Genomic DNA, 22,215 nt, shown 5'->3' on the forward strand with positions numbered 1-22,215 from the left:
TCGATGAATCTGTCGCGTTACCGTTTCATCCTGTCACGGCCCCTGCAACTGCTGCCGGTGCTGTTCGGCATCAGTCTCATCACGTTTGTGCTGGTACGCTCGATTCCCGGCGACCCGGCGCGCGCCCTGCTCGGCTCGCGCAGTACGCCGGAGGGGCTGCTCAGGGTTCGCGCTCAGTTCGGCCTCGATCAGCCGCTGTGGATGCAATACTTCTACTTCCTGAAAAACCTGTTCAACGGCGATCTCGGCCAGTCATTGCTGTACAAGGTCGACGCCTTGAAGCTGATCAGCACACGCATCGAGCCCACGTTGTTTCTGGTGCTAGGCAGTGTGCTGCTGGCAATGTTGATCGCGGTGCCGCTGGCCACCGTTGCGGCCCGTAACAAGGGCGGCTGGGGCGACAACCTGATCCGCCTGTTCACCACAGCCGGGCTCGGCATGCCGGCGTTCTGGCTGGGGATCATGTTGATCCTGCTATTCAGTGTGCAACTGGGCTGGTTCCCGGTTTCCGGCTACGGCCGCTCCTGGCTGGACAAACTGCACCACATGGTCCTGCCCTGCCTGACCATTGCCCTGGCGTTATCGGCAGTGTTGGTACGCAATCTGCGGGCAAGCATGTTGATGGAGTTGCAAGCCGACCATGTCACGGCAGCCCGGGCTCGCGGCCTGCCTGAGGACGCGGTGTTTCGTCGCCATGTACTGCCCAACTCGCTCGTACCCGCCGTCAACCTGCTGGCGGTGAACATCGGCTGGCTGATCAGCGGCACAGTGGTCATCGAGAGTCTGTTCGCCATTCCCGGGATCGGCCAGCTATTGGTCCGGGGCATCTTCACCCGTGACTATATGGTGGTCCAGGGCGTGGCAATGGTGCTGGCCTGCGCCACCGTGGCGGTAAACTTCCTCGCTGATGTGATCACGGTAGCCATCGATCCACGGGTGAAAATCCGATGAGCAGTCAGGCAACGACGGCCCCCCGACTGAACCTGCGCCTGGGTTTGCGCAACCCTCGATTGGCAATGGGATTGGGCCTGGCAATCCTGCTCGGCTGGCTGGTGCTGGCGATCTTCGCGCCCTGGATCGCGCCCTTTGATCCAATCGCCCAGAACACTGATATTCGCCTGCTGGCCCCGCATCTGGCCCACCCGTTCGGCACCGACAATTTTGGCCGAGACGTCTTGTCTCGAGTGATCTGGTCGGCCCGCATCGATTTGCAGCTGGCAGTGATCGGGGTCATTTTTCCGTTTCTGATCGGCACCTGTGTCGGGGCCTTGTCCGGCTATATCGGCGGGCGTTTCGATACGTTCTGCATGCGCCTGATCGATATCATCCTGGCCTTCCCGTTCCTGGTGTTGATGCTGGCGATCATGGCAATCCTCGGCCCCGGCCTAATGAGTTTTTATATCGCCATGGCCCTGGTGGGCTGGGTGTCCTACGCACGGTTGATCCGCTCGCAGATCCTGATACTCAAGGAAAGTGATTTTGCCCTGGCCGCCAAAAGCCTCGGCTTCGGTCATGGGCGCATCCTGTTTAGGCACTTGCTGCCGAACGCGATGTTCGGCTCGATCGTGTTTTCCATGTCCGATGCGGTGCTGGTACTGCTCAACGGCGCAGCGGTCAGTTACCTCGGCCTCGGGGTTCAACCACCGACTGCCGAGTGGGGCACGATGGTCGCCGAAGGCCAGAGTTTCATTACTTCCGCCTGGTGGATCTGCACCTTTCCGGGATTGGCGATCGTCACCCTGGCCATGGGCTTCAGCCTACTGGCCGACGCTGTTGCCGAACACTTGGGTGAACGCTCATGAGTGCGCCCGTGCTGAAGGTCGAAGAGCTCAGCGTCATCGCCCGTAAGGGTGAGCACGAGGTAACTCTGGTGGATCGCTTGTCCTTTGACCTGGCCGAGGGTGAAGTGCTCGGACTGGTGGGGGAAAGCGGCTCCGGCAAAACCATGGCTTGTCGCGGTTTGATGAGGCTGCTGCCGTCGCCGAACCTGCGAGTCGAAGGCACAACCGTGCAACTGGCCGGGGAAAATCTGTTGCATCTGGACGAGGCTGGCATGCGCCGCATGCGTGGGCGTCAGCTGGGAATGATTTTCCAGAACCCCAGCAGCCATCTCGACCCGTTGATGCGCATCGGCGAGCAGATTGGCGAAGGTATTCGTCTGCACCAGGGTGCCAGTAAGCGCGAAGCCCGCGCCCAGGCCATCGACGTACTTCGACAAGTAGGCATTCCCGATCCGCAGCGGCGAGTCGACAGTTACCCTCACGAATTTTCCGGCGGCATGCGTCAGCGAGCGATGATCGCCGTGGCGCTGGGTTGCAACCCGAACGTGCTGATCGCCGACGAACCAACCACCGCCCTCGATGTCACGGTGCAAGCGCAAATCCTGCGCCTGCTGTTGGATCTTCGTGACCAGCGTGGCCTGTCAATCATCTTGATCACCCATGACCTGGGGGTGGTTGCCCAGACCTGCGACTCGATTGCCGTGATGTACGCCGGACGCTTGTGCGAGCACGGCAACAAACACGAGGTGCTGGCGTATCCACGCCACCCTTACACCTCTGGGTTGATCGACTGTCAGCCGGCCACCAGTCACGGTCACGCATTGCTCAAAACCATCGCCGGGCAACCGCCCCTGCTCGACGCCCTGCCCCAGGGATGTCGCTTCAATCCGCGCTGCCAGCAAACCGGCAACCAATGCACATCACTGATGCCGAGTTTGCAGCCCGTCAGCCATGGACACCGCATCGCTTGCCATTACCCCTTGGCCGTCGGAGACCCCTCATGACCCTGCTCGAGGTCAAGGATCTGCACGTGCGCTTCGCCGCTCCGGGCACTGGTTTGCTGGGCATGAACCGGCAATGGCTGACAGCGGTCAACGGCGTTTCGCTGACCCTCTCGGCCGGAGAAACGCTCGGGCTGGTCGGCGAGTCAGGCAGTGGCAAAAGCAGCTTGGGGCGGGCGATCCTGCACCTTAACGAGATTTACGCCGGACAGGTGCTGTTCGATGGCGTCGACATGGCCCATGCCGGGAAGATCGATATCGAGCGGCTGCGTCATGAGACGGCGATGGTTTTTCAAGACCCTTACGCCGCCCTCAACCCACGCCTGAGCATCGGCCAGACCCTGGCGGAAGTGCTCCGGGTACAACGCAAGGTTCCGGAGCCACTGATTGCCGCCCGAGTCGATGAACTGCTGACCCTGGTCGGTCTGCGCCCCGAATTGGCCGCCCGCAAACCGCACGCCTTGAGCGGCGGCCAATGCCAGCGTGTCGGGATCGCCCGCGCGCTGGCCGTGGAGCCGCGCCTGATCGTCGCCGATGAATGCGTGGCCGCGCTGGACGTGTCCATCCAGGGGCAGATCATCAACCTGCTACTGGAGCTGCGCCAGCGCATGAATCTGGCGATTGTGTTCATTGCCCATGATCTGGCGATCGTTCGCCGGCTCTGTGATCGGGTGGCGGTGATGTACCTGGGCAAGATCGTCGAAGAAGGCCCCGTGGAGGAAGTATTTCGCGCCCCGCGACATCCTTATACCGCCGCGCTGATCCAGTCGATTCCGGAAATCGACCCGGCCCGGGCGCTACCCGTTGACCCTTTGCCCGGTGAACCGCCCAGCCCTTTGCAGCTGCCATCCGGTTGCGCTTTTCACCCGCGCTGTCGCTACGTTCGTCCCACTTGTAGCCAAGTGGCGCCCCCTACCCGTCAACTCGACGCTCGCCGTTATGACTGCGTGCTCGAGGAGCCTCTGTTTTAAAAAACCACGTACTCATCAAGAAGGAGTTTGACCATGAGATCCAGGCATTTGAAATTGCTCGCCGCCGCCACATTGACCGCTTGCACCCTTGCCAGCGGTATTGCTCAGGCGGCGGGTGTACTCACCATCGGTTGCCGTGAAGAAAGCACCACGTTCGACCCGATCAAGAGTGCGCAAAACCGCGATACCTGGGTGTTTTCCAATGTCTACGACACACTGATCCGGGTCGACAAGGCCGGTAGCAAGATGGAACCCGGCCTGGCTGAAAGCTGGAAAGTCTCCGACGATGGCCTGACCTACACCTTCAAAATGCGCGCGGCGAAGTTCTCCGATGGCTCGCCGATCACGGCCGATGATGCGGCATTCAGTCTGTTGCGCACTCGCGATAACAAGGCCTCGCTGTGGAGCGATGCCTACAAACTGATCGACACGGCGAAAGCGGCCGACCCGCGTACCCTGGTCGTCACCCTGACCACCCCATCGGTACCGTTCCTCTCGCAACTGGCCTCGCCGACCGTGTCGGTTCTCTCGCAGAAGGCCATGACCCGCATGGGCGAAGATGCCTATGCGCAAGAGCCTGTGGTCTCAGGGGCATTTTTTGTCAAAGAGTGGCTGCGCGGCGACCGCGTGAAGCTGGAGAAGAACCCGCATTTCTGGCAGGCCGACAAAGTCAGCCTGGATGGCGTGGAGTGGATTTCCATCCCTGACGACAATACCCGGATGCTCAAGGTGCAGGCAGGTGAGCTGGACTCAGCGATCTTCGTACCGTTTTCGCGAGTCGACGCGCTGCGCAAGGATCCCAACCTGACTATCCACTCCGACCCTTCCACTCGGGAAGATCACCTGTTGATCAACCATGAGCACGGTCTGCTGAGCAAGCCTGAAGTACGTCAGGCACTGGACATGGCGATCAACAAAAAATCGGTGGTCGATACCGTCACCTTTGGCCATGGCCAGGAGGCTTACTCCTACATTCCCAAGGGCTCGCTTTACCACTACGCCGACAACTTGAAGCGTCCATTCGACCCGGCCAAAGCCAAGCAGATGCTGAGCGATGCCGGCGCAGCGGGCATGAAGCTGAACTATGTGGTCAACGCTGGCAACGAAGCCGATGAGCAGATTGCCGTGCTGGTTCAGCAGCAACTGGCGGCCGTCGGTGTGACCGCCACCCTGCAAAAGGTCGACCCCACCCAGAGCTGGCAGATGTTGGTCGACGGTGACTACGACCTGTCCGTGATGTACTGGACCAACGACATCCTCGACCCGGACCAGAAGACCACCTTCGTTCTGGGCCACGACACCAACATGAACTACATGACCCGCTACAAGAACGATAAGGTCAAGAATCTGGTGTCGGCTGCCCGGATCGAAGCGGACCCGATCAAGCGTGAACAGATGTACGTCGACTTGCAGAAGGTCGCCAAACAGGACGTCAACTGGATCGACCTTTACTACAGCCCGTACATCAACATTTCACGCAAGAACATAGAAAACTTCCAGCAAAACCCACTGGGGCGCTTCTCTCTTGAGGAAACGGTGAAGAACTGAGCAATCGTTGTGCTGAAGTGATCCAGGAATGGCCCGAAAGGACTTTTTTGGCAAAAAAATGGAGCTCTTTTCAGAGCTCCATTTTTAATGCCTGGAGCAGGTACTAGAAACCCACATCCAGCACCTTGTTCAGATCCACAGAAATCATGGCAAGGGTCGAGCAGGTGACACGATAATTTTCACGTTGTGTTCCTTGTTGTTGACCAATTCCTCAAAGCCCTGCCCGACGATCTGCTCCAGCTGAATACGCCCGGTTACCAGCGGCGTGATGTCTAGCCGGCCGTCGGCAATAAAGGCGATCACATCGGCGAACTCACCGTTGTAGGCGAGCGCACCCAGCACCTGTTTTTCGGTGGCGACCAGTTCGAAGAAGTTGAACTCACTGGGTTCCTCGAAGATGCCCACCAGCACACACATGCCGGCCTTGCGGATGAGGTCGATAGCGAGCTTGGCCGTGTGTTTGTTGCCGATGCATTCGAAGCTGACATCCGCCCCAAGTCCGCCGGTCAGCCGCCGCACCTCTGCCAGAGCGTCGCATTCATTGGGGTCTAGCACATGGCTCGCCCCTACCTCCAGAGCCTTGGCCTTGCGCGCTCCTGACATTTCCAGGGCGATGACCTGCGCCGCTCCAGCAGCCTTGGCACACATGATGGTGCACAGGCCGATAGTGCCCGCGCCAACCACCACCACATTTTTCCCCAGCAAACTTCCGGCCTTTTTCACCGCGTGCATGCCCACTGCCAACGGTTCAATCAACGCCCCGGCTTCAGCGGGAAAGTTGGCCGGCAACTTGTAAAGCAGATTGGCCGGCACGTTGACCAACTCAGCGAACGCACCGTTGTTCATCAGCCCGGTGAAGGCCAGGTTCTCGCAAATGTTGTACAACCCATGGGTGCAGTAATAACACGTGCCACAGTGCTGACAGGCATCGGCTGCCACCGGTTCGCCAACGTTGAACCCCTGGACACCGGCTCCGATTTCGACGATCTCGCCACAGAACTCGTGACCGAGAATGCACTGCCCCTTGATCCCGGTCAGCGGGTGCGGCGCATCCACCGGGATGAACACCGGCCCGGCCACGTATTCATGCAGGTCGGAGCCGCAAATACCGCACCATTGCACACGAATCTGGACCCAGCCCGCGGGTGGCGACACGGGCAACGGAACGTCTTCGACACGGATATCGTGACGGCCATGCCAGACAGCGGCACGCATGCTGCGGGTCGGGTTAATTAAAAGGCTCATGCTGGAATCTCCTTGAAGTCGTTGGCCTTGGCGACCTGCAAATGGTCGCCAAGGGAGCATTAGTGTTGTTGCACAAAGTCCAGGATCAACCGATTGACCTGCTCGGCCGCTTCCATCTGCACCATGTGCGCCTGGCCCGGCAGGATTTCGATTTGGGCTGTCAGGCCAACGCTATGGGTCGCAGGAATGATCGCGTCGTCACTGCCCCAGATCAGCAACACCGGCTGCCGGCCGTCTTGCACCACGCCGCGCAGATCGAGCTGTTGCCGCCCTTCTTTGAACAACCCCGAAACCAGCTGGCGCAGGGCTGTGTCCACCCCTTCCAGGCGCTTGTACTTGAGCATGTCTTCGAGCATCTGCCGATTGACCAGTTCGGGGTCGGAGAACAGTTGCACCAGCTGTGGTTTGAGGGCATTGCGGCTGGCTGCATCGACAAAACCTTGCAGGTAATCGCCGTTGATTTCCGCGCCCAGACCAGCGCTGCCGATCAAGCTCAGGGAACGCACCCGATGGGGCGCCAGACGCGTGGTGTTCAGCACCACCGCACCGCCCATGGAATGACCTGCCAGATGCGCCACGGGAACATCCAGATGATCGAGCAGCGCCAGCAACACCCCGCTCAGCTCATCCAGATCTGCCCGCTCCAGCTGTTTGGTCGACTCGCCATGGCCCGGCAGATCCAGAGCTATCACCCGGCGTTCGGCGGCCAACGCTTCATGATTGAACATCCAATTGTTCAGGTCACCGCCAAATCCGTGAACCAGCACCAACGGCACCCCGCCTTCGCCGCGCTCGAAGTAACGGATCAGCCGCCCGTCCAGTTCGACCTTCTGCGGCTTCGGCCCACTGTCTTCCTCAGCGCCCTCACCCGGCACGAACGCAGCCTGGAACTGCTCGATCACCGCATCGATTTCGGCCTCACTGGCTTCGCCGTCAACCACGATGCCGAGCAACGCACCGACCGCGAGGGTTTCATCCTGGCGCGCGATCTGTCGACGCAGCACACCGGAAAACGGCGCTTCGACGCTGCTGGAAATTTTGTCGGTTTCTACGTCGAGTACTTCATCGCCCTTGGCGATCGCCTGGCCCTCCTCCTTGAGCCAGACATCGACCCGGCCTTCAGTCATGGACAAGCCCCACTTGGGCATGGTCAGGGTATGGATCTGGCTCATGAACGCTTGCTCCACTCGATCAACTTGAGAACGGCGTTTTCGATCTTCGCCGCGTCAGGGATATAGAGGTCTTCCAGGGCGTCGGAGAATGGCACCGGCGTGTGCGGCGCAGTGACCATCTCGATGGGCGCCTTGAGCGAGGCGAACGCTTTTTGCGCCACCAGGGCCGAGATGTCGGTGGCCATGGAACAGCGCGGGTTGGCTTCGTCGATCACCACCAGGCGCCCGGTCTTTTCAACGCTTTCGAGAATGCTGTCTTCGTCCAGCGGGCTGGTAGTGCGCAGGTCGATGACCTCGCAATCAATGCCTCGCCCTGCCAGGCTGCGGGCTGCGTCCATCGCTGTATTGACCATGCGCCCGTAGGAGACCAGGGTCACGTCCTTGCCATCGCGCAGGAAGTTGGCTTCACCGAACGGGATGGTATAGAGCTCTTCCGGCACCTCGCCCTGCATGCTGTAGAGCAGCTTGTGTTCGCAGAAAATCACCGGGTCGTTGTCGCGGATAGCCTGGATCAACAGGCCCTTGGCGTCATAAGGTGACGACGGGCAGACGACTTTCAGCCCGGGAATGTGGGTCCACAACGATGTGAGCATTTGCGAGTGTTGGGCGGCTGCCCGCAAGCCCGCGCCGACCATGGTGCGAATCACCAACGGGGTGGAGGCCTTGCCACCGAACATGTAGCGAAACTTGGCCGCCTGATTGAGGATCTGGTCCAGACAGCAACCGGCAAAGTCGACAAACATCAATTCACACACCGGGCGTACGCCACAGGTCGCTGCGCCGACGGCGGCACCGACATAACCCAACTCCGACAGCGGCGTGTCCAGCACGCGTCCGGGAAATTGGTGATAGAGGCCCTTGGTCACGCCCAGCACGCCGCCCCAGGCGTCGTTTTCACCGGGAGCACCGGCACCGCCGGCGACGTCTTCCCCCATGATGAACACGCTGGGGTCGCGACGCATTTCCTGGGCCAGGGCTTCGTTGATTGCCTGCTGATAACTGATTTTTCTCGCCATGATAAAGGTCTCGATTCTTGTTATAGGGGCGTTCAGGGATAGGAAACGTAGACGTCGGTGAGCAGGTCGACCGCGCTCGGCTTGGGGTCGGACTTGGCCTTGCGCACGGCATTTTCGATCAGCAGGTCCACTTCGCTATCGATCTGGTCCAACTGGCTGGCATCAATCAAACCAGTGCGCGTGGTACGTTCGCGAAACTGCATCAGGCAGTCGTTGTGCTCGCGGAAATACTTGACCTCGTCCGGTGCCCGATAGGTCTGGGCGTCGCCCTCGAAGTGGCCGTAGTAGCGGGTCAGCTTGACCTCGATCAGCGACGGTCCTTCACCGGCGCGGGCCCGCTCCACTGCGGCACCGGCGGCTTCGTGAACAGCAAAAAAGTCAAAGCCGTCGACGGTGACCCCGGGCATACCGAAGCCGGCTGCGCGGTCGGCGATGTGATCGCAAGCCACGGACCAGTTGGAGGCCGTGGCCTCGGCGTAGCCGTTATTCTCGGCAATGAACAGGCATGGCAGGTTCCACACCGAGGCCATGTTCATCGCTTCAAACACGGCCCCTTCGTTGGAGCCGCCATCGCCGAAGAACACCACGGCGACACCGTCGGTCCCTTTGAGCTTGGCTGCCAGGGCCGCCCCGACCACCAGTGGTGCCCCGGCACCGACGATGCCGTTGGCGCCGAGCATGCCCTTCTCGAAATCGGCAATGTGCATGGAGCCGCCCTTGCCCTGACAGACCCCGGTTTTCTTGCCATAGATCTCGGCCATCATCCCGTACACATCAACGCCCTTGGCGATGCAATGACCGTGGCCACGGTGATTGGAGGCAATGCAATCATCATCCCCCAGGTGAGCCATGACACCGGCGGCCGAGGCCTCTTCACCGGCATAGAGATGGACGAAACCGGGAATCTCGCCGGTGGCGAACTCCACGTGCAAGCGCTCTTCAAAAACACGGATGGTGCGCATCACCCGATAGGCATGCAGCAATTGATCAGCGGTCAGCTGTGTCGACATTTTTATTCTCCAGGGTGTCTTGAGACTCAAGGTTCAAAGGGTGTTGCGGATGTTCACGGCCGATGGCCAGCAGCCGCTCTTGCGCTGCATAGGCCAGCGCCGCATTGACATCGATGCTCAGCGGACCGCCGGCATCGACGGTAACGGTGGGTAAGTCATGGGCGTTGAATTCGATTTCCCGCTCGCCATCCAGGGCCAGGGTGCCGCTGCTCAGGCACAGACGATGGGCAACGCCGGGTTCAAGGCTAGCGGCGGCGAGCACGCCGCAGCCTTGCAACAGGCCGGGCGCCAGTGGCACCAGCAGGGCTTCGGGGGATTGCGGGTCAAGGCGCATCCAGGCGCCGTTGGGGGCTTGACGCGACACCGGAAACCACAAGCCACAGAGGGCCGAGATGCCAATGGACTGAGGCTCGGCGAAGGTCACAAACACCTCCGCCAGATCGATCCCACGGCTGATTGCACGGGCGCCGATAAAGGGCAACGAGGACACCGCCACGTCCACCAAAGCCACTTCGTACAGATCGCGGCTCGGGATCTGTACCAGCAGGCGTTTGTTGCGGCGCAAGGCAATTTCGGGCGGGATTCGGCCGCTGGCGAATAGTCCGCCGGCCAGGCCGGCACTGGTGGCTTCACGCAGTTCCGGGAAGGCATTGTTGGTCCCCGTTGACAGGGTTAGCAGTGGAATGTCGCCGACTTCTGCGGCCACCGCTTTGTGGGTGCCGTCACCGCCGAGCACGGCGATCAGCGACACGCCGCGTTCAGCCATCCAGCGCGCGGCCTGGCGAGTGTCCGCCACGCTCTGGCGCAAGGTAAGGTCCAGGAACTCCAGGGTTGGCCAGTGGCTGTCACGCGCCTGGCGGCCACGACTGTTCTTCAACACCGCAGCGGCGATGCCGGTCATGTCGGTGGGCATCAGCACCCGCTCGACACCGGTGGCGCCAAAAGCCGCCAGCAACCGTTGGATCACCGAGACCTTGTCGGTACTGGAAAATAGCCCGGCATTCGCCGTCAGGCGCCGTACGTCCCGGCCGGACGCCGGGTTGGCAATGATGCCGACGGTCAGGGGCAAACGACTCATGTCACCCCCACAGGTAGAACAAGGAAAAGGCCTCGGCAGGAGAACATAGGGCACCTCTTTTTATTATCGGGTTGCCAGTCGCACTGGTTGCAGGGGCTAGAGCAAGGCCGGTGCCAGATCCGCACAAAAGCGCCAGAACGCCTGTTCCAGAGCGGCCATGACCTGAGCCTATGAGGGTCGGAATTACGCTCGATTGAGACGTTTCATGTCAGCCTGCACGGGTTTGTGGTGAGACCTTGAGACGTCGCGTCTCACCTTCGCCGTGAGTGAATCGACGCTTGTCGACCATCGATGAACGGCGCTTAATAGCCGCACAACTAAAAGAAGATCGAACCGGAGACCTTAAATGCTTTCCGCACACTCGAAGGCGCACGTGGATTGCGTCAGCCGTGTTTTGAAGAACGCAGCGCACCTGCCGCAACTGCCTGTGTCGGATTTGATATTGGACTCCTGGCGTCGCTCCATGGAGCAACACCACCTGGACCCCGGCTCATTACAAGGGCCACGGATCCTTTCGCAGAATGTGCTGCAGGAGTGTCGAGAACGCTCCGAACTGTTCCTGCGCATCGCCAGCGAAGAAGTCGCCCGCCTCCACGGTCGCGTGCGCGATGCCGACTACTGCGTGTTGCTCACCGATGCCCAGGGCCAGACCATCGACTACCGCGTGGAAACCTCGATCCGCAATGACTGCCGCAAAGCCGGTCTGTACCTGGGCACCTGCTGGTCTGAAGGCGAGGAAGGCACCTGTGGGGTGGCCGCGGTGCTGACCGCACGAACACCGGTCACGGTGCATAAGCGAGATCACTTCCGCGCCGCCTTTATCGGACTCACCTGCTCTGCAGCGCCAGTCTTCGACCCTCGGGGCGAACTGCTCGGGGTGCTCGATGTGTCCGCGGTGCGCGCTCCGGACGACCGTCGTTCGCAACACCTGATCCGGCAGATGGTGGTGCAGAGCGCACGGGAAATAGAACAAGCGTTTTTCATGAGCAGTGCCCAGGGTTACTGGGTGCTGCGGGCCCACAACAGCCCGGGCTATGTCGACAGCCAACCCGATTACCTGCTCGCCTGGGACGATGACGGAAGACTGCAGGCGCTGAACCCCGCGGCGCGGCAGTGGCTCTTGCAAAGCTTTGGCCAACTGCCGGAACACATCGACCAAGTGTTCGATCAGCAGTTATTGCATCGGGCCAGGGACGAATCGCTCTGCCTGCTTCACGGCCAAGGTGGCCGTCATGCCTTGCATGGACGACTCAGCGCGCCACGGCGGGTCAAACGCAACCCTGCGCGCCGGGTGCTGTCACCCGTCGAACTCGACCCGCGACTGGAAGAAAGCCTGCGCCTTGCGGTGCGGGTCAAAGACCGCAATTTACCAGTGCTGATCCAGGGTGAAACCGGTTCTGGCAAGGAAGTCTTCGCCCGCCAGTTGCATCAGGCCAGTCTGCGCCGTGAGCGACCTTTTATCGCGGTGAACTGCGCAGCGATTCCCGAAAACCTGATCGAAAGCGAGCTGTTCGGTTATGTGGCCGGCGCCTTCACCGGTGCATCGAATAAAGGTATGCGAGGTTTGCTGGAACAGGCCGATGGCGGCACTCTGTTTCTCGATGAAATCGGCGATATGCCCCTGCCCCTGCAAACCCGTCTACTGCGGGTTTTAGCCGAGGGCGAAGTGGCCCCCCTGGGAGCGTCACGAAGCAAAGCGATCGACATTCAGGTCGTCTGCGCAAGCCACCGCGATCTGGAAGCACGGGTGACCTCTGGCGAGTTTCGCGAGGACCTGTACTTTCGCCTCAGTGGCGCGCGATTCCAATTACCGCCGTTGCGCGAACGCAGTGATCGACTGGCCTTGATCAACCGGATACTCGAAGAAGAATCGTCGACCTGCGCAATGGAGATGCAACTGGGAAGCTCCGCACTGGAATGCCTGCTCGGCTATCGCTGGCCGGGAAATGTGCGCGAACTGCGGCACGTGCTGCGTTACGCCTGCGCGGTGTGCGAAACCCATTTGATTCTATTGAGTGACTTGCCTGAGCAACTGCTTGGCCATCGACTCAGTGATCCGGCTTCAGCTGACACCGTGGAACACTGCGCCAGCCCGGAACGCCAGGCACTCATCGATGCCCTCGTGCGTCATCGCTGGAAACCCACCGCCGCGGCGAAGGCTTTGGGCATCTCCCGGGCAACGCTGTATCGACGGGTGCATCAACATGACATCGACATGCCTGGCAGAAGCTAACCACAGCTTCATCCGGCGGCCCCGCTCGCCATCGGGCACCACACGGGTGCCGGTCAAACGTTTCGCCGCTACAATGCGCACCTTGACCGTGACAAGCCAGACTAAAAAAAATGTCCCTACCCAAACATCACTTGGAACTGCTCAGCCCCGCCCGTGACGTGGCCATCGCCCGCGAGGCCATCCTGCATGGCGCCGACGCCGTGTACATCGGGGGCCCGAGCTTCGGCGCCCGCCACAACGCCTGTAACGAGGTAAGCGATATCGCCCAATTGGTGGAATTCGCCCGTCGCTACCACGCCCGGGTGTTCACCACCATCAACACGATCCTGCACGACAACGAGCTGGAGCCGGCGCGCAAGCTGATCCACCAACTGTACGATGCCGGCGTCGACGCGCTGATCGTCCAGGACCTGGGCGTGATGGAACTGGACATCCCACCGATCGAGCTGCACGCCAGCACCCAGACCGACATCCGCACCCTGGCGCGGGCGAAGTTCCTCGACCAGGCCGGCTTCTCGCAACTGGTACTGGCCCGCGAGCTGAACCTCAAAGAGATCCGCACCATTGCCGACGAGACCGACGCGGCCATCGAGTTTTTCATCCATGGCGCGCTGTGCGTGGCGTTCTCCGGTCAGTGCAACATCTCCCATGCGCAGACCGGTCGAAGCGCCAATCGCGGTGACTGCTCCCAGGCTTGCCGCCTGCCGTACACCCTCAAGGACGAAAAAGGCGGTGTGATCGCTTACGAAAAACACTTGCTGTCCATGAAGGACAACAACCAGAGCGCCAACATCCGCGCGCTGGTGGAAGCCGGCGTGCGCTCGTTCAAGATCGAGGGTCGCTACAAAGACATGGGCTATGTGAAGAACATCACCGCCTACTATCGCCAGCGCCTGGACGACGTGCTCGAAGACCGCCCGGACCTGGCCCGCGCGTCCAGCGGCCGCACCGCGCACTTCTTCCTGCCTGACCCGGAAAAGACCTTCCACCGCGGCAGCACCGACTACTTCGTCAGCGACCGCAAGATCGATATCGGCGCCTTCGACACACCCACCTTCACCGGCCTGCCGGTGGGCGTGGTGGAGAAAGTCGGCAAACGCGATCTGCTGGTGGTCACCCACGAACCGCTGTCCAACGGCGACGGCCTCAATGTGCTGGTCAAGCGTGAAGTGGTGGGCTGGCGCACCAACATCGCCGAGCCGAAGGACGAGTTCGAAGAGGACGGTGAAAAGCGCTACCGCTATCGTGTGGAACCCAATGAGATGCCGAAGGGGTTGCACCAGCTGCGACCGAATCACCCGCTGAGCCGCAACCTCGACCACAACTGGCAGCAGGCCCTGCTCAAGACCTCCGCCGAGCGCCGGGTGGGTCTTGCCTGGGTCGCTCGTCTGCGTGAGGATCGCCTGGAGCTGACCGCCACCAGCGAGGAAGGTGTCAGCGCCAGTGTTGCCCTGGACGGTCCATTCGGTCTGGCCAACAAGCCGGAACAAGCCCTGGAACAGCTGCACGATCTGCTCGGCCAACTGGGCACCACGCAGTACCACGCCACGGCGATCGAGCTGGATGCACCGCAGACGTATTTCATCCCCAACTCGCAGCTCAAGGCCTTGCGCCGCGAAGTCATCGAAGCGCTGACCGCGGCCCGCATCAAAGCCCATCCACGGGGTGGTCGCAAGGCCGAGACCGATCCGCCACCGGTGTACCCGGAGTCGCACCTGTCGTTCCTGGCCAACGTCTACAACCAGAAAGCCCGCGACTTCTATCACCGTCACGGCGTCAAGCTGATCGACGCGGCCTATGAGGCTCATGAAGAGACCGGCGAGGTGCCGGTGATGATCACCAAGCACTGCCTGCGTTTCTCCTTCAACCTCTGCCCCAAGCAGGCCAAGGGCGTCACCGGCGTGCGCACCAAGGTCGCGCCGATGCAACTGGTGCACGGTGACGAGGTGCTGACGCTGAAGTTCGACTGCAAGCCTTGCGAGATGCATGTGATCGGCAAGATGAAGGGACACATCCTTGACCTGCCGCAACCGGGCAGCGTGGTGCAGCCAGTCGTCGGCCACATCAGCCCTGAAGACCTGCTCAAGACCATCCCTCGCGCACCGCACTGAGTGACTTGCGAGCGCACCGCTACGGCGCTGCGCTCGCAAGACGGCTGAATGTTAAAGGTGTGACCAAGAGGGATTTACAGGCATAAAAAAACGCCGGATCGGCGTTGGCGTTTTCTGTAAAGACAATCATCCGGGACTTCCGCACTACCTGCCGGCGGAGGCCATACTTGGATGAGTATAAGGAAAATGGCAGGGGCGGCTGGATTCGAACCAACGCATGGCAGGATCAAAACCTGCTGCCTTACCGCTTGGCGACGCCCCTGTATCTGTTGCGGCGAGTGCTCGGCACTCTCTTTCTGATTTGTCCTTGCGGACAAGCCCTGTAAGGACCTCTGCAAGAACGGGCGGTAATTTATCAACTTTTGCTTCGTCTGGGAAGGCCAACACAAAAATATATTTGTTTTAAAACAGATGCTTACTCCTGATCCTGGAGGGTGCCATGGCAGCTGTTACCGATACACTGAAGCTGTTTCTCGCCGGCGATGTCATGACCGCCCGCGGCATCGATTCCGTACTGCCGCATCCTGGCGATCCGCGGCTTTACGAAGACTACGTAAAGAATGCCGGCGTTTACGTCCGGCTGGCGGAAAGACTCAATGGCCCGATTCCCCTCCCCGTCGACTTCACTTATGTCTGGGGCGCTGCGCTGGATGAGTTTGAACTTCGCCAGCCACACGCACGCATCATCAATCTGGAAACTGCGGTGTCCCGCCGTGGACGACCGGAGCCAAAGGGCATCAATTACCGCATGACCCCGGAGAACTTCCCGGCCATCAGCGCAGCCGGCATCGATTGCTGCGTGCTGGCCAACAACCATGTGCTGGACTGGGGGGCAACCGGCCTGGCCGATACGCTGGACACCTTGTCGAGCAACGGCATGTGCAGCGCCGGCGCCGGCCACAACCGCCAATCTGCCGAAGCACCCGCCGTGCTGCCACAGCCTGGCGGGCGGCGCTTGCTGGTGTTTGGCCTCGGCGCGCCCGACAGCGGCATTCCGTCCGACTGGGCCGCCACGGATCGTCGCGCGGGTGTCGCGCGTCTGGAAGATCTGTCGATGCAAAGCCTGCGCCCTGTAGCCGAACGGATTCTCGAGGGCAAAAAACCGGGGGATCTGGTGGTCGCCTCCATTCATTGGGGCGGCAACTGGGGGTTCGATATCCCGCGCGAGCAAATCCGGTTCGCCCATGCCTTGATCGACGAGGCCGGCGTCGACTTGGTGCACGGGCATTCCTCACACCACGTCAAGGGCATTGAGGTGTATCGCGAACATCTGATTCTTTATGGCTGCGGTGATCTGCTGAACGATTACGAAGGCATCGAGGGCCATACAGACTTTCGCGGCGACCTGGGGCTTCTGTACTTTGCCTCGCTGGAACCGAGCGGGCATTTGCAGTCGCTGGACCTGATACCCACCCGCCTCTGTCGCTTTCGCATCTGTCGCGCCGAAGGGGATGACCGTCAATGGCTGCACGACACCCTTTCTCGCGAGTGCGCACGCTTGGGCAGCAGCATCCAGCCGGGCGCGAAAAATGCCTTCGTGTTGCGTTGGTAGGTGCCTCTGGGCATGTTAATTTGGAAACATTTCTGACTAATCGACCAGAAATTTCTCACAAACCGCCTGCAAAGGAATGCCCAACAATGGATTTATCACTCAAGCACCTGGCCGCGACAACCCTGATGCTGGCCAGCCTTTCGTCGTTCACCACGTCAGCGCACGCCAACATCACCCCGCAACAGAGCGCCACCATTCTCAAGACCTTCAGTGACGCATCGGTAACGGATTTCAGGCAGTTCCTGGGACGCCTGGCCAAGAGCGACCTTGCCAAAACCAACGACCTCGGCCCGGCAATCAGTGCCTTCCAGAGCAACAAGACCCTTACCCCTGAACAGCAGAACGAGATCCATCGCCTGCTTGGCCTCTATGCACGGGTGAAATACGGCAGTGCTGCCACTGAGACCCTGCGCGAACTGGTGGCAATCCCGACCTTCCGCGTGGACGGCGTTGCACAGCACGACAATCCCGAATTCATCAAGATCGCCGACAAGCTCAAGGGCCTCGCCCAAGCTTTCAACCTGAACTTTCGCAACATCGATAACCGTGTCTATGAAATCTCCCTCGCAGGCAACGGCGATGAAGTCGTAGGCATTCACGCGCATGCGGATGTGGTGCCCGTGACGCCAGAGAACTGGGTCCTGAAAGACGGCACCCGACTCGATCCATTCAAGGTCACCCTGGTCGGCGACCGCATGTATGGTCGGGGTACCGAGGATGACAAGAACGGCATTGTGGTGGCGCTCTACGCCATGAAGATCATCAAGGAAGAGAAGCTGCCACTAGCCAGGAATTTCAAGCTGCTGGTAGACACCACTGAAGAAACCACGGGCGACGCCATCCCCTATTACTTCGAACACAACCCGACACCCAACTACAACCTAGCGCTGGATGGCGGCTACCCGGTGGTGATTGCCGAAAAAGGCTACGGCACTGTCATGGCGAACTTTGCCCGGCGTAACGCACAGGGTAAGGGCGCCGAAATCATCTCAATGACCGGCGGCCTGGCAACCAACCAGATTCCATCGACTTCCGTCGCCACTTTGTTGAGCGACAAGCCCGCCGATTTGGCCGCCAGCCTGCAGAAAGCCGGTACTGATTATGCCAAGCGCAATGGCGGCAACTTCGAGGTGATCGCCAAGGTCGTCGGCAAGGACGTCTTGCTGACGGTCACCGGCGTTTCTGCCCACTCCTCCGAGCCCGAGTCAGGCGTCAACCCGGTGGCAAGGATGCTGGACTTCATCAACAGCCTCGACGGGAAGGTCGCGCTCAAGCACAACCACATTACCGACGCCGCCCGCTACGCCACCGACAACTGGGGGCTGGACTATCTGGGTGGCAAATTGGGGGTCGGTTTTTCCGATGACTTCATGGGACCGCTGACCACATCCCTGACCTATGTCGGGATGGATGAAAAAGCCTTCAAGCTCGCGGTGAACCTGCGCGTGCCGAAGGGCAAATCCCCAGAAGCGCTCAAGACCGAAATCGCCGAAAAGATTGGTGCCTGGAGCAACAAGACCCACATTGCGGCTTCCTTTGACTACTCGATCGCCGAGCCAATGCACCGCAACCCTGAGGGTGAATGGGTCAAGGCCCTGCTAGCCGTGTCCAGCGAAAACCTTGGCATGGAACACAAGTTTGGCACCTCTGCCGGCGCCACTTCGGTCCATGAGTTGCCCAATGGCGTGCAGTTTGGCCTGGCCAGGCCCGAGCTCAAGTACACCGGTCACAACGACAACGAGTTCAAGACCGTCGACCAGTTCCTGCTGGACTTGCAGATCGTGACCGAAATGTTCGGGCGCATCGGGCAGTTGCCGAAACTCTGATCTCCCCCTTTTGGACCCGCTATTCTGGCGGGTCTGTCAGTCAGTCAAGACGTAATGTTATCCGTAGCAGCTGCCGAGCCTGCGAGGCTGCGTTCGGCTGCGAAGCAGTCGTAAAATCAGCAATTGTTGGTATCCGGCAGACCGTGCCTGCCGGACTCACGACTGCTACGCAGCCTCGCAGGCTCGGCAGCTGCTACATAGAGTGCGTCGCGGCTGAAATTGCCTGGAATTCAGTGGGATCAATTTATGCCGCTAAGTTTTCATAAAATGCACGCCAATGGCGATGACTTCGTTGTTGTGGACTTGCGAAACTCGGCCAATCCAATGACAAGCACCTTGGCTCGGCGATTGGGTGATCGGAACCGAGGAATCGGATTCAATCAACTCGTCGTAGTGCTCGATTGCGATGATGCAGTGGCGCGCTTGATGTTCTGGAATGCAGATGGCTCCACGCTGGATGTTTGTGGCAGCGCAACGCGCGGTGCCGCGGATATGCTGATGCGCGAATCAAATATGACTTCGATAGCGCTGCGAACCAATCGTGGTCTACTCACGTGTGAGCGAACCTCGACCGGCGCGATTTCCGTCAACATGGGGGAACCGCTTTTCGGCTGGTCGGACATTCCCCTGGCGCTGGAACTGGATACTGCTGTTTTACCACTGGCGGGTGACCCAGCAGCTACCAGCATGGGCAATCCGCACTGCACCTATTTTGTCGATGATCTGAACGCCGTTGATATAGCGACCATCGGACCGATCATTGAAACCAACCCTCTATTCCCCCTCAAGACGAACGTGCATTTCGTCCAGATCATTAACCGAAAGCACATTCGATTGCGCATTTGGGAGCGCGGGGGTGGTATTGCGCTCGGTTCCGGTTCCTGCTCGTGTGGCGCCGCTGTTAACGGAATTCGTCGTGGTTTGTTAGACCCTCGCGTTGAGGTTGAATGTGATGGCGGAACCGTAACGGTTCAATGGGATGGCGTGGGGCCTGTCTTTCTCATCGGGCCGGTAGAGACAACGTTTTCGGGAACTGTTCACGACAGCCTCTCCTTCAGGCTATGAACCGGCGGCCAGCGCCTAACTGACCTATTCTGAATCGACCGACAAAAGATCACCCTTTTGAGGTACCTGAACTCGTTACAGCAATGGAGGCTGGATGATGAAGGAGCAATCGATTGAGTTTCGCGCTGGAGAGGCGCCTACGCCGCACTCTGCGCCCCTCGCCATAACCCGTCCCACCCCTTCTCCCACGCTCAATAGCCGCATCGAGCTTTATACCCAGGAGGCAATGGTCAACTGGCTAGGCCCGCTGCAGCTAATGCGCACGGGCTTACAAACGGCTGTCGCCACCACGATGGGTGCCTTCGCGGACCCACGTGAGGTGCTGGCCATGCTCAACCCTCGGGACTCTAACCCGCCTATCCAGGTGGTTGCCGACGGTGACGTGTGGATCGACTATCTGGCCGATACCGGCGATGGCTGGGACTCCACCTACTCGATGGCGCTGTGCGTCAGCCATGCTGTCGAGTTGCCGGAACACCAGCTCTCGTTGCCGCGCGGCGACGTGCTGCTGCTCGGCGGCGATCAGGTCTATCCCACACCGGCCCGCAACGGCTATCGCACCCGTTTCCTGGACCCCTTCCGCGCCGCATTTCCCGCGCCGGTACCCAAGGAGCGCCCTAATGACCAGGACCAGCCCGTGCGGCAGCCGGGTGCACCGTGGATATTGGCGACGCCCGGCAACCACGATTGGTATGACGGTCTGCGCGGTTTCTCCCAACTGTTTTGCGAGCAGAAGCCCATCGGCGCTTGGGAAACCCGCCAGCGCACCGGTTACTACGTGCTGCAGTTGCCCAATGGCTGGTGGATCTGGGGCCTGGATCTGCAGTTTGAATCCATGATCGACCGACAGCAGAAGCAATACTTCGAGCAGATGCACGCCAAATTGCAGCCAGGCGATCGCGTGATCCTCTGCACGCCCGAGCCGAGTTGGGTGGACGAAGCCGAACGGCTAGCACGCGAGGAGAGCAAGGCCTTGCCCTCGATCGAAACCCAGACGCCGCGCTTTCGCAGCCTGCGCGAGATCGAGGAACTCCTGGGTGACCACCTCGCGGTAGTCTTGGCCGGAGACTCGCACCACTACGCGCGCTACCAGCCAAAAGCTGGCACCCAGGCGCCGCAGCGCATCACCTGCGGAGGCGGTGGCGCCTTCTTGAATGCCACACATCAGCTTCCCGATCCGCCCAAGCCGATCAACGTTGGCGGCACCCGGCAGCACTACGAACTGGCGGCGGTCTACCCGGACAAACAGACCTCCAAGCAACTGCGTAATCGGGCATGGCGGCTACCTACCCGCAATCGCTCGTTCTGCGGCATGCTGGCCATTTTGTACCTGCTGTTCGACTGGATGGTACAAAGCGCCAGCACGGTGCCCCACCCGGCACGAGGCAACCGCAGCCTGATGGACGTGTTGTCTGACCTCCAAGCGTCTATTTCCAACATCAGCGAAGTTTGGCGACACCTGCTCCTGGTCCTGTCACACAGTCCTTCGTCGGTGATGTTCGCCGTGATCATTGTGCTGGGTTGCGCAGTGTTCTCAGCCGCCGGGGTCAAGCGCACCCGAAAGCTCGCCTATGCCATTGGAGCGGCTCACGGGGTACTTCATCTGGGACTGGCAATCGGACTGCTGTGGCTGATGGGCCGTGTCAACATCCACTACTTGCAGCTCGAGGTAGAAAACCTGCACCAGGTTTTGTTGTTCCTGGCGGAGACGCTGGTGCTCGGCGGCAGTTTGGGAGGCCTGTTGTTCGGCGCATGGATGGTGATGGGCAACACTTTTTGGGGGCTACATAGCGAGGCGGTTTTTTCCTCGCAGTGCATCGCCGACCACAAATGCTTCCTGCGCATGCACTTCAAAGGCGACCAACTCACCCTTTACCCGCTCAAATTGGAGAAGGTCTGCCGGCGCTGGTCCGTGGCATCAGGAGTCGCCAAACTGGCGAAGGTGCAGCGTACCTGGAGATTGCGGGCAACGCCTGAAAGCACTGGCCCGCGCTTCGTGCCAGCCTCGGGTGCGCTCGAACCGCAGTTGATCGAGCCGCCCATCGAGATTCTGCGTAAGTAAACCGCTTTTCGTAGGAGCCAGCGGTGCGGTAAGTCGGATCGCCGCACCGCTGGCTCCTACAGGTCCGATTTGCTGAGTGATTACTTGGGCGGAACGAAGTTATCCAGCATTCGATTCACCGCCAGTTCCCCCAGCATGATGACCTGCTGAAGCGCCAGCAGGGTATTGCGGTGGGTGCCCTCCACCAATGCAGCAATGTCGCTGGCCATGACACTGGCCGACGCCAGGTTCTCGCATGTTTGCACCAGCAAGGCTTCATGGTCGACATCCGGCGCAACCATATACAGGGTGCTGGGTTTGCGTGGGGTGTTGTTCATGATCGCTGCCGGGTTGAGGTAAAAATTGAGGGCGCGCTCGGCGGCTTCGTTGAGCTTTTTTGAATCGAGGGATTCGTACGGGGATGCCGGATCGGTGTCCGGTGGGTTGGGCGTAACTTTGAACATAAATCAAACTCCTGATACGAGTTTATTAAAAAGAGCCATCACACTCGCTACCAAACGAAGGTGGTGGCCATACGCGGGTTGGTAGACCGGTCGTATCAGTT

At 60.2% G+C, this 22,215-nt stretch carries 17 protein-coding genes and 1 tRNA gene; 11 read left to right on the forward strand and 7 right to left on the reverse strand.

Annotation, left to right across the window (positions count from 1 at the left end; all coding sequences use genetic code 11):
- The first annotated feature begins 3 nt into the window (after positions 1-3).
- Genes JFU11_RS23020 through JFU11_RS23040 form a run of 5 tightly spaced genes read left to right on the forward strand, consistent with a single transcriptional unit; the run spans position 4 to position 5,301 of the window.
- Positions 4-951, forward strand: a complete 948-nt coding sequence (locus JFU11_RS23020; RefSeq protein ID WP_123721753.1) for an ABC transporter permease — start codon at positions 4-6, stop codon at positions 949-951.
- Entirely contained in the window at positions 948-1,802 is an 855-nt protein-coding gene (locus JFU11_RS23025) for an ABC transporter permease (protein WP_123721752.1), read from the forward strand. The genes JFU11_RS23020 and JFU11_RS23025 overlap by 4 nt, the downstream gene beginning before the upstream one ends.
- Positions 1,799-2,785, forward strand: coding sequence for an ABC transporter ATP-binding protein (locus JFU11_RS23030; RefSeq protein WP_201062185.1), 987 nt, complete (start codon positions 1,799-1,801; stop codon positions 2,783-2,785). The genes JFU11_RS23025 and JFU11_RS23030 overlap by 4 nt, the downstream gene beginning before the upstream one ends.
- A complete protein-coding gene (locus JFU11_RS23035) occupies positions 2,782-3,753 on the forward strand; it encodes an ABC transporter ATP-binding protein (RefSeq protein WP_123721750.1) in 972 nt (323 codons plus the stop codon). The genes JFU11_RS23030 and JFU11_RS23035 overlap by 4 nt, the downstream gene beginning before the upstream one ends.
- 33 nt (positions 3,754-3,786) lie before the next feature.
- Positions 3,787-5,301, forward strand: coding sequence for an ABC transporter substrate-binding protein (locus JFU11_RS23040; protein WP_123721749.1), 1,515 nt, complete (start codon positions 3,787-3,789; stop codon positions 5,299-5,301).
- A 144-nt stretch (positions 5,302-5,445) separates the two neighbouring features.
- Here the strand turns inward: JFU11_RS23040 and JFU11_RS23045 are convergent, their stop codons facing one another.
- The 5 genes from JFU11_RS23045 to JFU11_RS23065 form a co-directional block, all read right to left on the reverse strand.
- Positions 5,446-6,516: a 2,3-butanediol dehydrogenase gene (locus tag JFU11_RS23045; protein ID WP_223570068.1), complete on the reverse strand. Its 1,071-nt coding sequence runs from the start codon at positions 6,514-6,516 to the stop codon at positions 5,446-5,448.
- A gap of 89 nt (positions 6,517-6,605) precedes the next feature.
- The gene (locus JFU11_RS23050) at positions 6,606-7,718 is read right to left on the reverse strand and encodes an acetoin dehydrogenase dihydrolipoyllysine-residue acetyltransferase subunit (RefSeq protein WP_201062186.1); all 1,113 of its coding nucleotides are present in this window, start codon (positions 7,716-7,718) and stop codon (positions 6,606-6,608) included.
- Positions 7,715-8,734 carry an alpha-ketoacid dehydrogenase subunit beta gene (locus JFU11_RS23055; RefSeq protein ID WP_123721746.1) on the reverse strand — a complete coding sequence of 340 codons (1,020 nt, stop codon included), beginning with the start codon at positions 8,732-8,734 and terminating at the stop codon, positions 7,715-7,717. The genes JFU11_RS23050 and JFU11_RS23055 overlap by 4 nt, the downstream gene beginning before the upstream one ends.
- Positions 8,735-8,766: 32 nt before the next feature.
- Positions 8,767-9,744, reverse strand: coding sequence for a thiamine pyrophosphate-dependent dehydrogenase E1 component subunit alpha (locus JFU11_RS23060; protein WP_201062187.1), 978 nt, complete (start codon positions 9,742-9,744; stop codon positions 8,767-8,769).
- A complete protein-coding gene (locus tag JFU11_RS23065; RefSeq protein ID WP_201062188.1) occupies positions 9,722-10,822 on the reverse strand; it encodes an NAD(+)/NADH kinase in 1,101 nt (366 codons plus the stop codon). Before JFU11_RS23065 ends, JFU11_RS23060 begins: the two co-directional genes overlap by 23 nt.
- A gap of 346 nt (positions 10,823-11,168) precedes the next feature.
- Between JFU11_RS23065 and JFU11_RS23070 the strand changes: the two genes are divergently transcribed.
- Both JFU11_RS23070 and JFU11_RS23075 read left to right on the forward strand, forming a co-directional pair.
- Positions 11,169-13,055, forward strand: coding sequence for a sigma-54-dependent Fis family transcriptional regulator (locus JFU11_RS23070; RefSeq protein WP_201062189.1), 1,887 nt, complete (start codon positions 11,169-11,171; stop codon positions 13,053-13,055).
- A gap of 110 nt (positions 13,056-13,165) precedes the next feature.
- Positions 13,166-15,166: a U32 family peptidase gene (locus tag JFU11_RS23075; RefSeq protein ID WP_201062190.1), complete on the forward strand. Its 2,001-nt coding sequence runs from the start codon at positions 13,166-13,168 to the stop codon at positions 15,164-15,166.
- A 187-nt stretch (positions 15,167-15,353) separates the two neighbouring features.
- Here the strand turns inward: JFU11_RS23075 and JFU11_RS23080 are convergent.
- Positions 15,354-15,428: transfer RNA gene (locus JFU11_RS23080), tRNA-Gln, on the reverse strand.
- A gap of 177 nt (positions 15,429-15,605) precedes the next feature.
- On the opposite strand from JFU11_RS23080, the gene JFU11_RS23085 reads away from it, so the two are divergent.
- From JFU11_RS23085 to JFU11_RS23100, 4 genes are all read left to right on the forward strand, one after another.
- Positions 15,606-16,718, forward strand: a complete 1,113-nt coding sequence (locus tag JFU11_RS23085) for a CapA family protein (RefSeq protein ID WP_201062191.1) — start codon at positions 15,606-15,608, stop codon at positions 16,716-16,718.
- Between the two features lie 86 nt (positions 16,719-16,804).
- Positions 16,805-18,544 (forward strand): dipeptidase, encoded by a 1,740-nt coding sequence (locus JFU11_RS23090; protein ID WP_201062192.1) that lies wholly within the window; start codon positions 16,805-16,807, stop codon positions 18,542-18,544.
- A 246-nt stretch (positions 18,545-18,790) separates the two neighbouring features.
- Positions 18,791-19,609 (forward strand): diaminopimelate epimerase, encoded by an 819-nt coding sequence (gene dapF / locus JFU11_RS23095; protein ID WP_201062193.1) that lies wholly within the window; start codon positions 18,791-18,793, stop codon positions 19,607-19,609.
- Positions 19,610-19,706: 97 nt separating this feature from the next.
- Positions 19,707-21,671 carry a metallophosphoesterase gene (locus tag JFU11_RS23100; RefSeq protein WP_201121380.1) on the forward strand — a complete coding sequence of 655 codons (1,965 nt, stop codon included), beginning with the start codon at positions 19,707-19,709 and terminating at the stop codon, positions 21,669-21,671.
- 80 nt (positions 21,672-21,751) lie between these two features.
- Here JFU11_RS23100 and JFU11_RS23105 read toward each other — a convergent pair whose 3' ends face one another.
- The gene (locus JFU11_RS23105) at positions 21,752-22,114 is read right to left on the reverse strand and encodes a DUF6124 family protein (RefSeq protein ID WP_123721737.1); all 363 of its coding nucleotides are present in this window, start codon (positions 22,112-22,114) and stop codon (positions 21,752-21,754) included.
- Positions 22,115-22,215: the final 101 nt, after the last annotated feature.

Source organism: Pseudomonas sp. TH37, from assembly GCF_016650735.1.
Taxonomy (GTDB): Bacteria; Pseudomonadota; Gammaproteobacteria; order Pseudomonadales; family Pseudomonadaceae; genus Aquipseudomonas; species Aquipseudomonas farris.

Excerpts from the sequence above, each read along its gene's own strand:
- JFU11_RS23020 (WP_123721753.1), top strand. The coding sequence starts at position 4 with ATGAATCTGTCGCGTTACCGTTTCATCCTGTCACGGCCCCTGCAACTG.
- JFU11_RS23025 (WP_123721752.1), top strand. The coding sequence starts at position 948 with ATGAGCAGTCAGGCAACGACGGCCCCCCGACTGAACCTGCGCCTGGGT.
- JFU11_RS23030 (WP_201062185.1), top strand. The coding sequence starts at position 1,799 with ATGAGTGCGCCCGTGCTGAAGGTCGAAGAGCTCAGCGTCATCGCCCGT.
- JFU11_RS23035 (WP_123721750.1), top strand. The coding sequence starts at position 2,782 with ATGACCCTGCTCGAGGTCAAGGATCTGCACGTGCGCTTCGCCGCTCCG.
- JFU11_RS23040 (WP_123721749.1), top strand. The coding sequence starts at position 3,787 with ATGAGATCCAGGCATTTGAAATTGCTCGCCGCCGCCACATTGACCGCT.
- JFU11_RS23045 (WP_223570068.1), bottom strand. The coding sequence starts at position 6,516 with ATGCGTGCCGCTGTCTGGCATGGCCGTCACGATATCCGTGTCGAAGAC.
- JFU11_RS23050 (WP_201062186.1), bottom strand. The coding sequence starts at position 7,718 with ATGAGCCAGATCCATACCCTGACCATGCCCAAGTGGGGCTTGTCCATG.
- JFU11_RS23055 (WP_123721746.1), bottom strand. The coding sequence starts at position 8,734 with ATGGCGAGAAAAATCAGTTATCAGCAGGCAATCAACGAAGCCCTGGCC.
- JFU11_RS23060 (WP_201062187.1), bottom strand. The coding sequence starts at position 9,744 with ATGTCGACACAGCTGACCGCTGATCAATTGCTGCATGCCTATCGGGTG.
- JFU11_RS23065 (WP_201062188.1), bottom strand. The coding sequence starts at position 10,822 with ATGAGTCGTTTGCCCCTGACCGTCGGCATCATTGCCAACCCGGCGTCC.
- JFU11_RS23070 (WP_201062189.1), top strand. The coding sequence starts at position 11,169 with ATGCTTTCCGCACACTCGAAGGCGCACGTGGATTGCGTCAGCCGTGTT.
- JFU11_RS23075 (WP_201062190.1), top strand. The coding sequence starts at position 13,166 with ATGTCCCTACCCAAACATCACTTGGAACTGCTCAGCCCCGCCCGTGAC.
- JFU11_RS23085 (WP_201062191.1), top strand. The coding sequence starts at position 15,606 with ATGGCAGCTGTTACCGATACACTGAAGCTGTTTCTCGCCGGCGATGTC.
- JFU11_RS23090 (WP_201062192.1), top strand. The coding sequence starts at position 16,805 with ATGGATTTATCACTCAAGCACCTGGCCGCGACAACCCTGATGCTGGCC.
- dapF (WP_201062193.1), top strand. The coding sequence starts at position 18,791 with ATGCCGCTAAGTTTTCATAAAATGCACGCCAATGGCGATGACTTCGTT.
- JFU11_RS23100 (WP_201121380.1), top strand. The coding sequence starts at position 19,707 with ATGAAGGAGCAATCGATTGAGTTTCGCGCTGGAGAGGCGCCTACGCCG.
- JFU11_RS23105 (WP_123721737.1), bottom strand. The coding sequence starts at position 22,114 with ATGTTCAAAGTTACGCCCAACCCACCGGACACCGATCCGGCATCCCCG.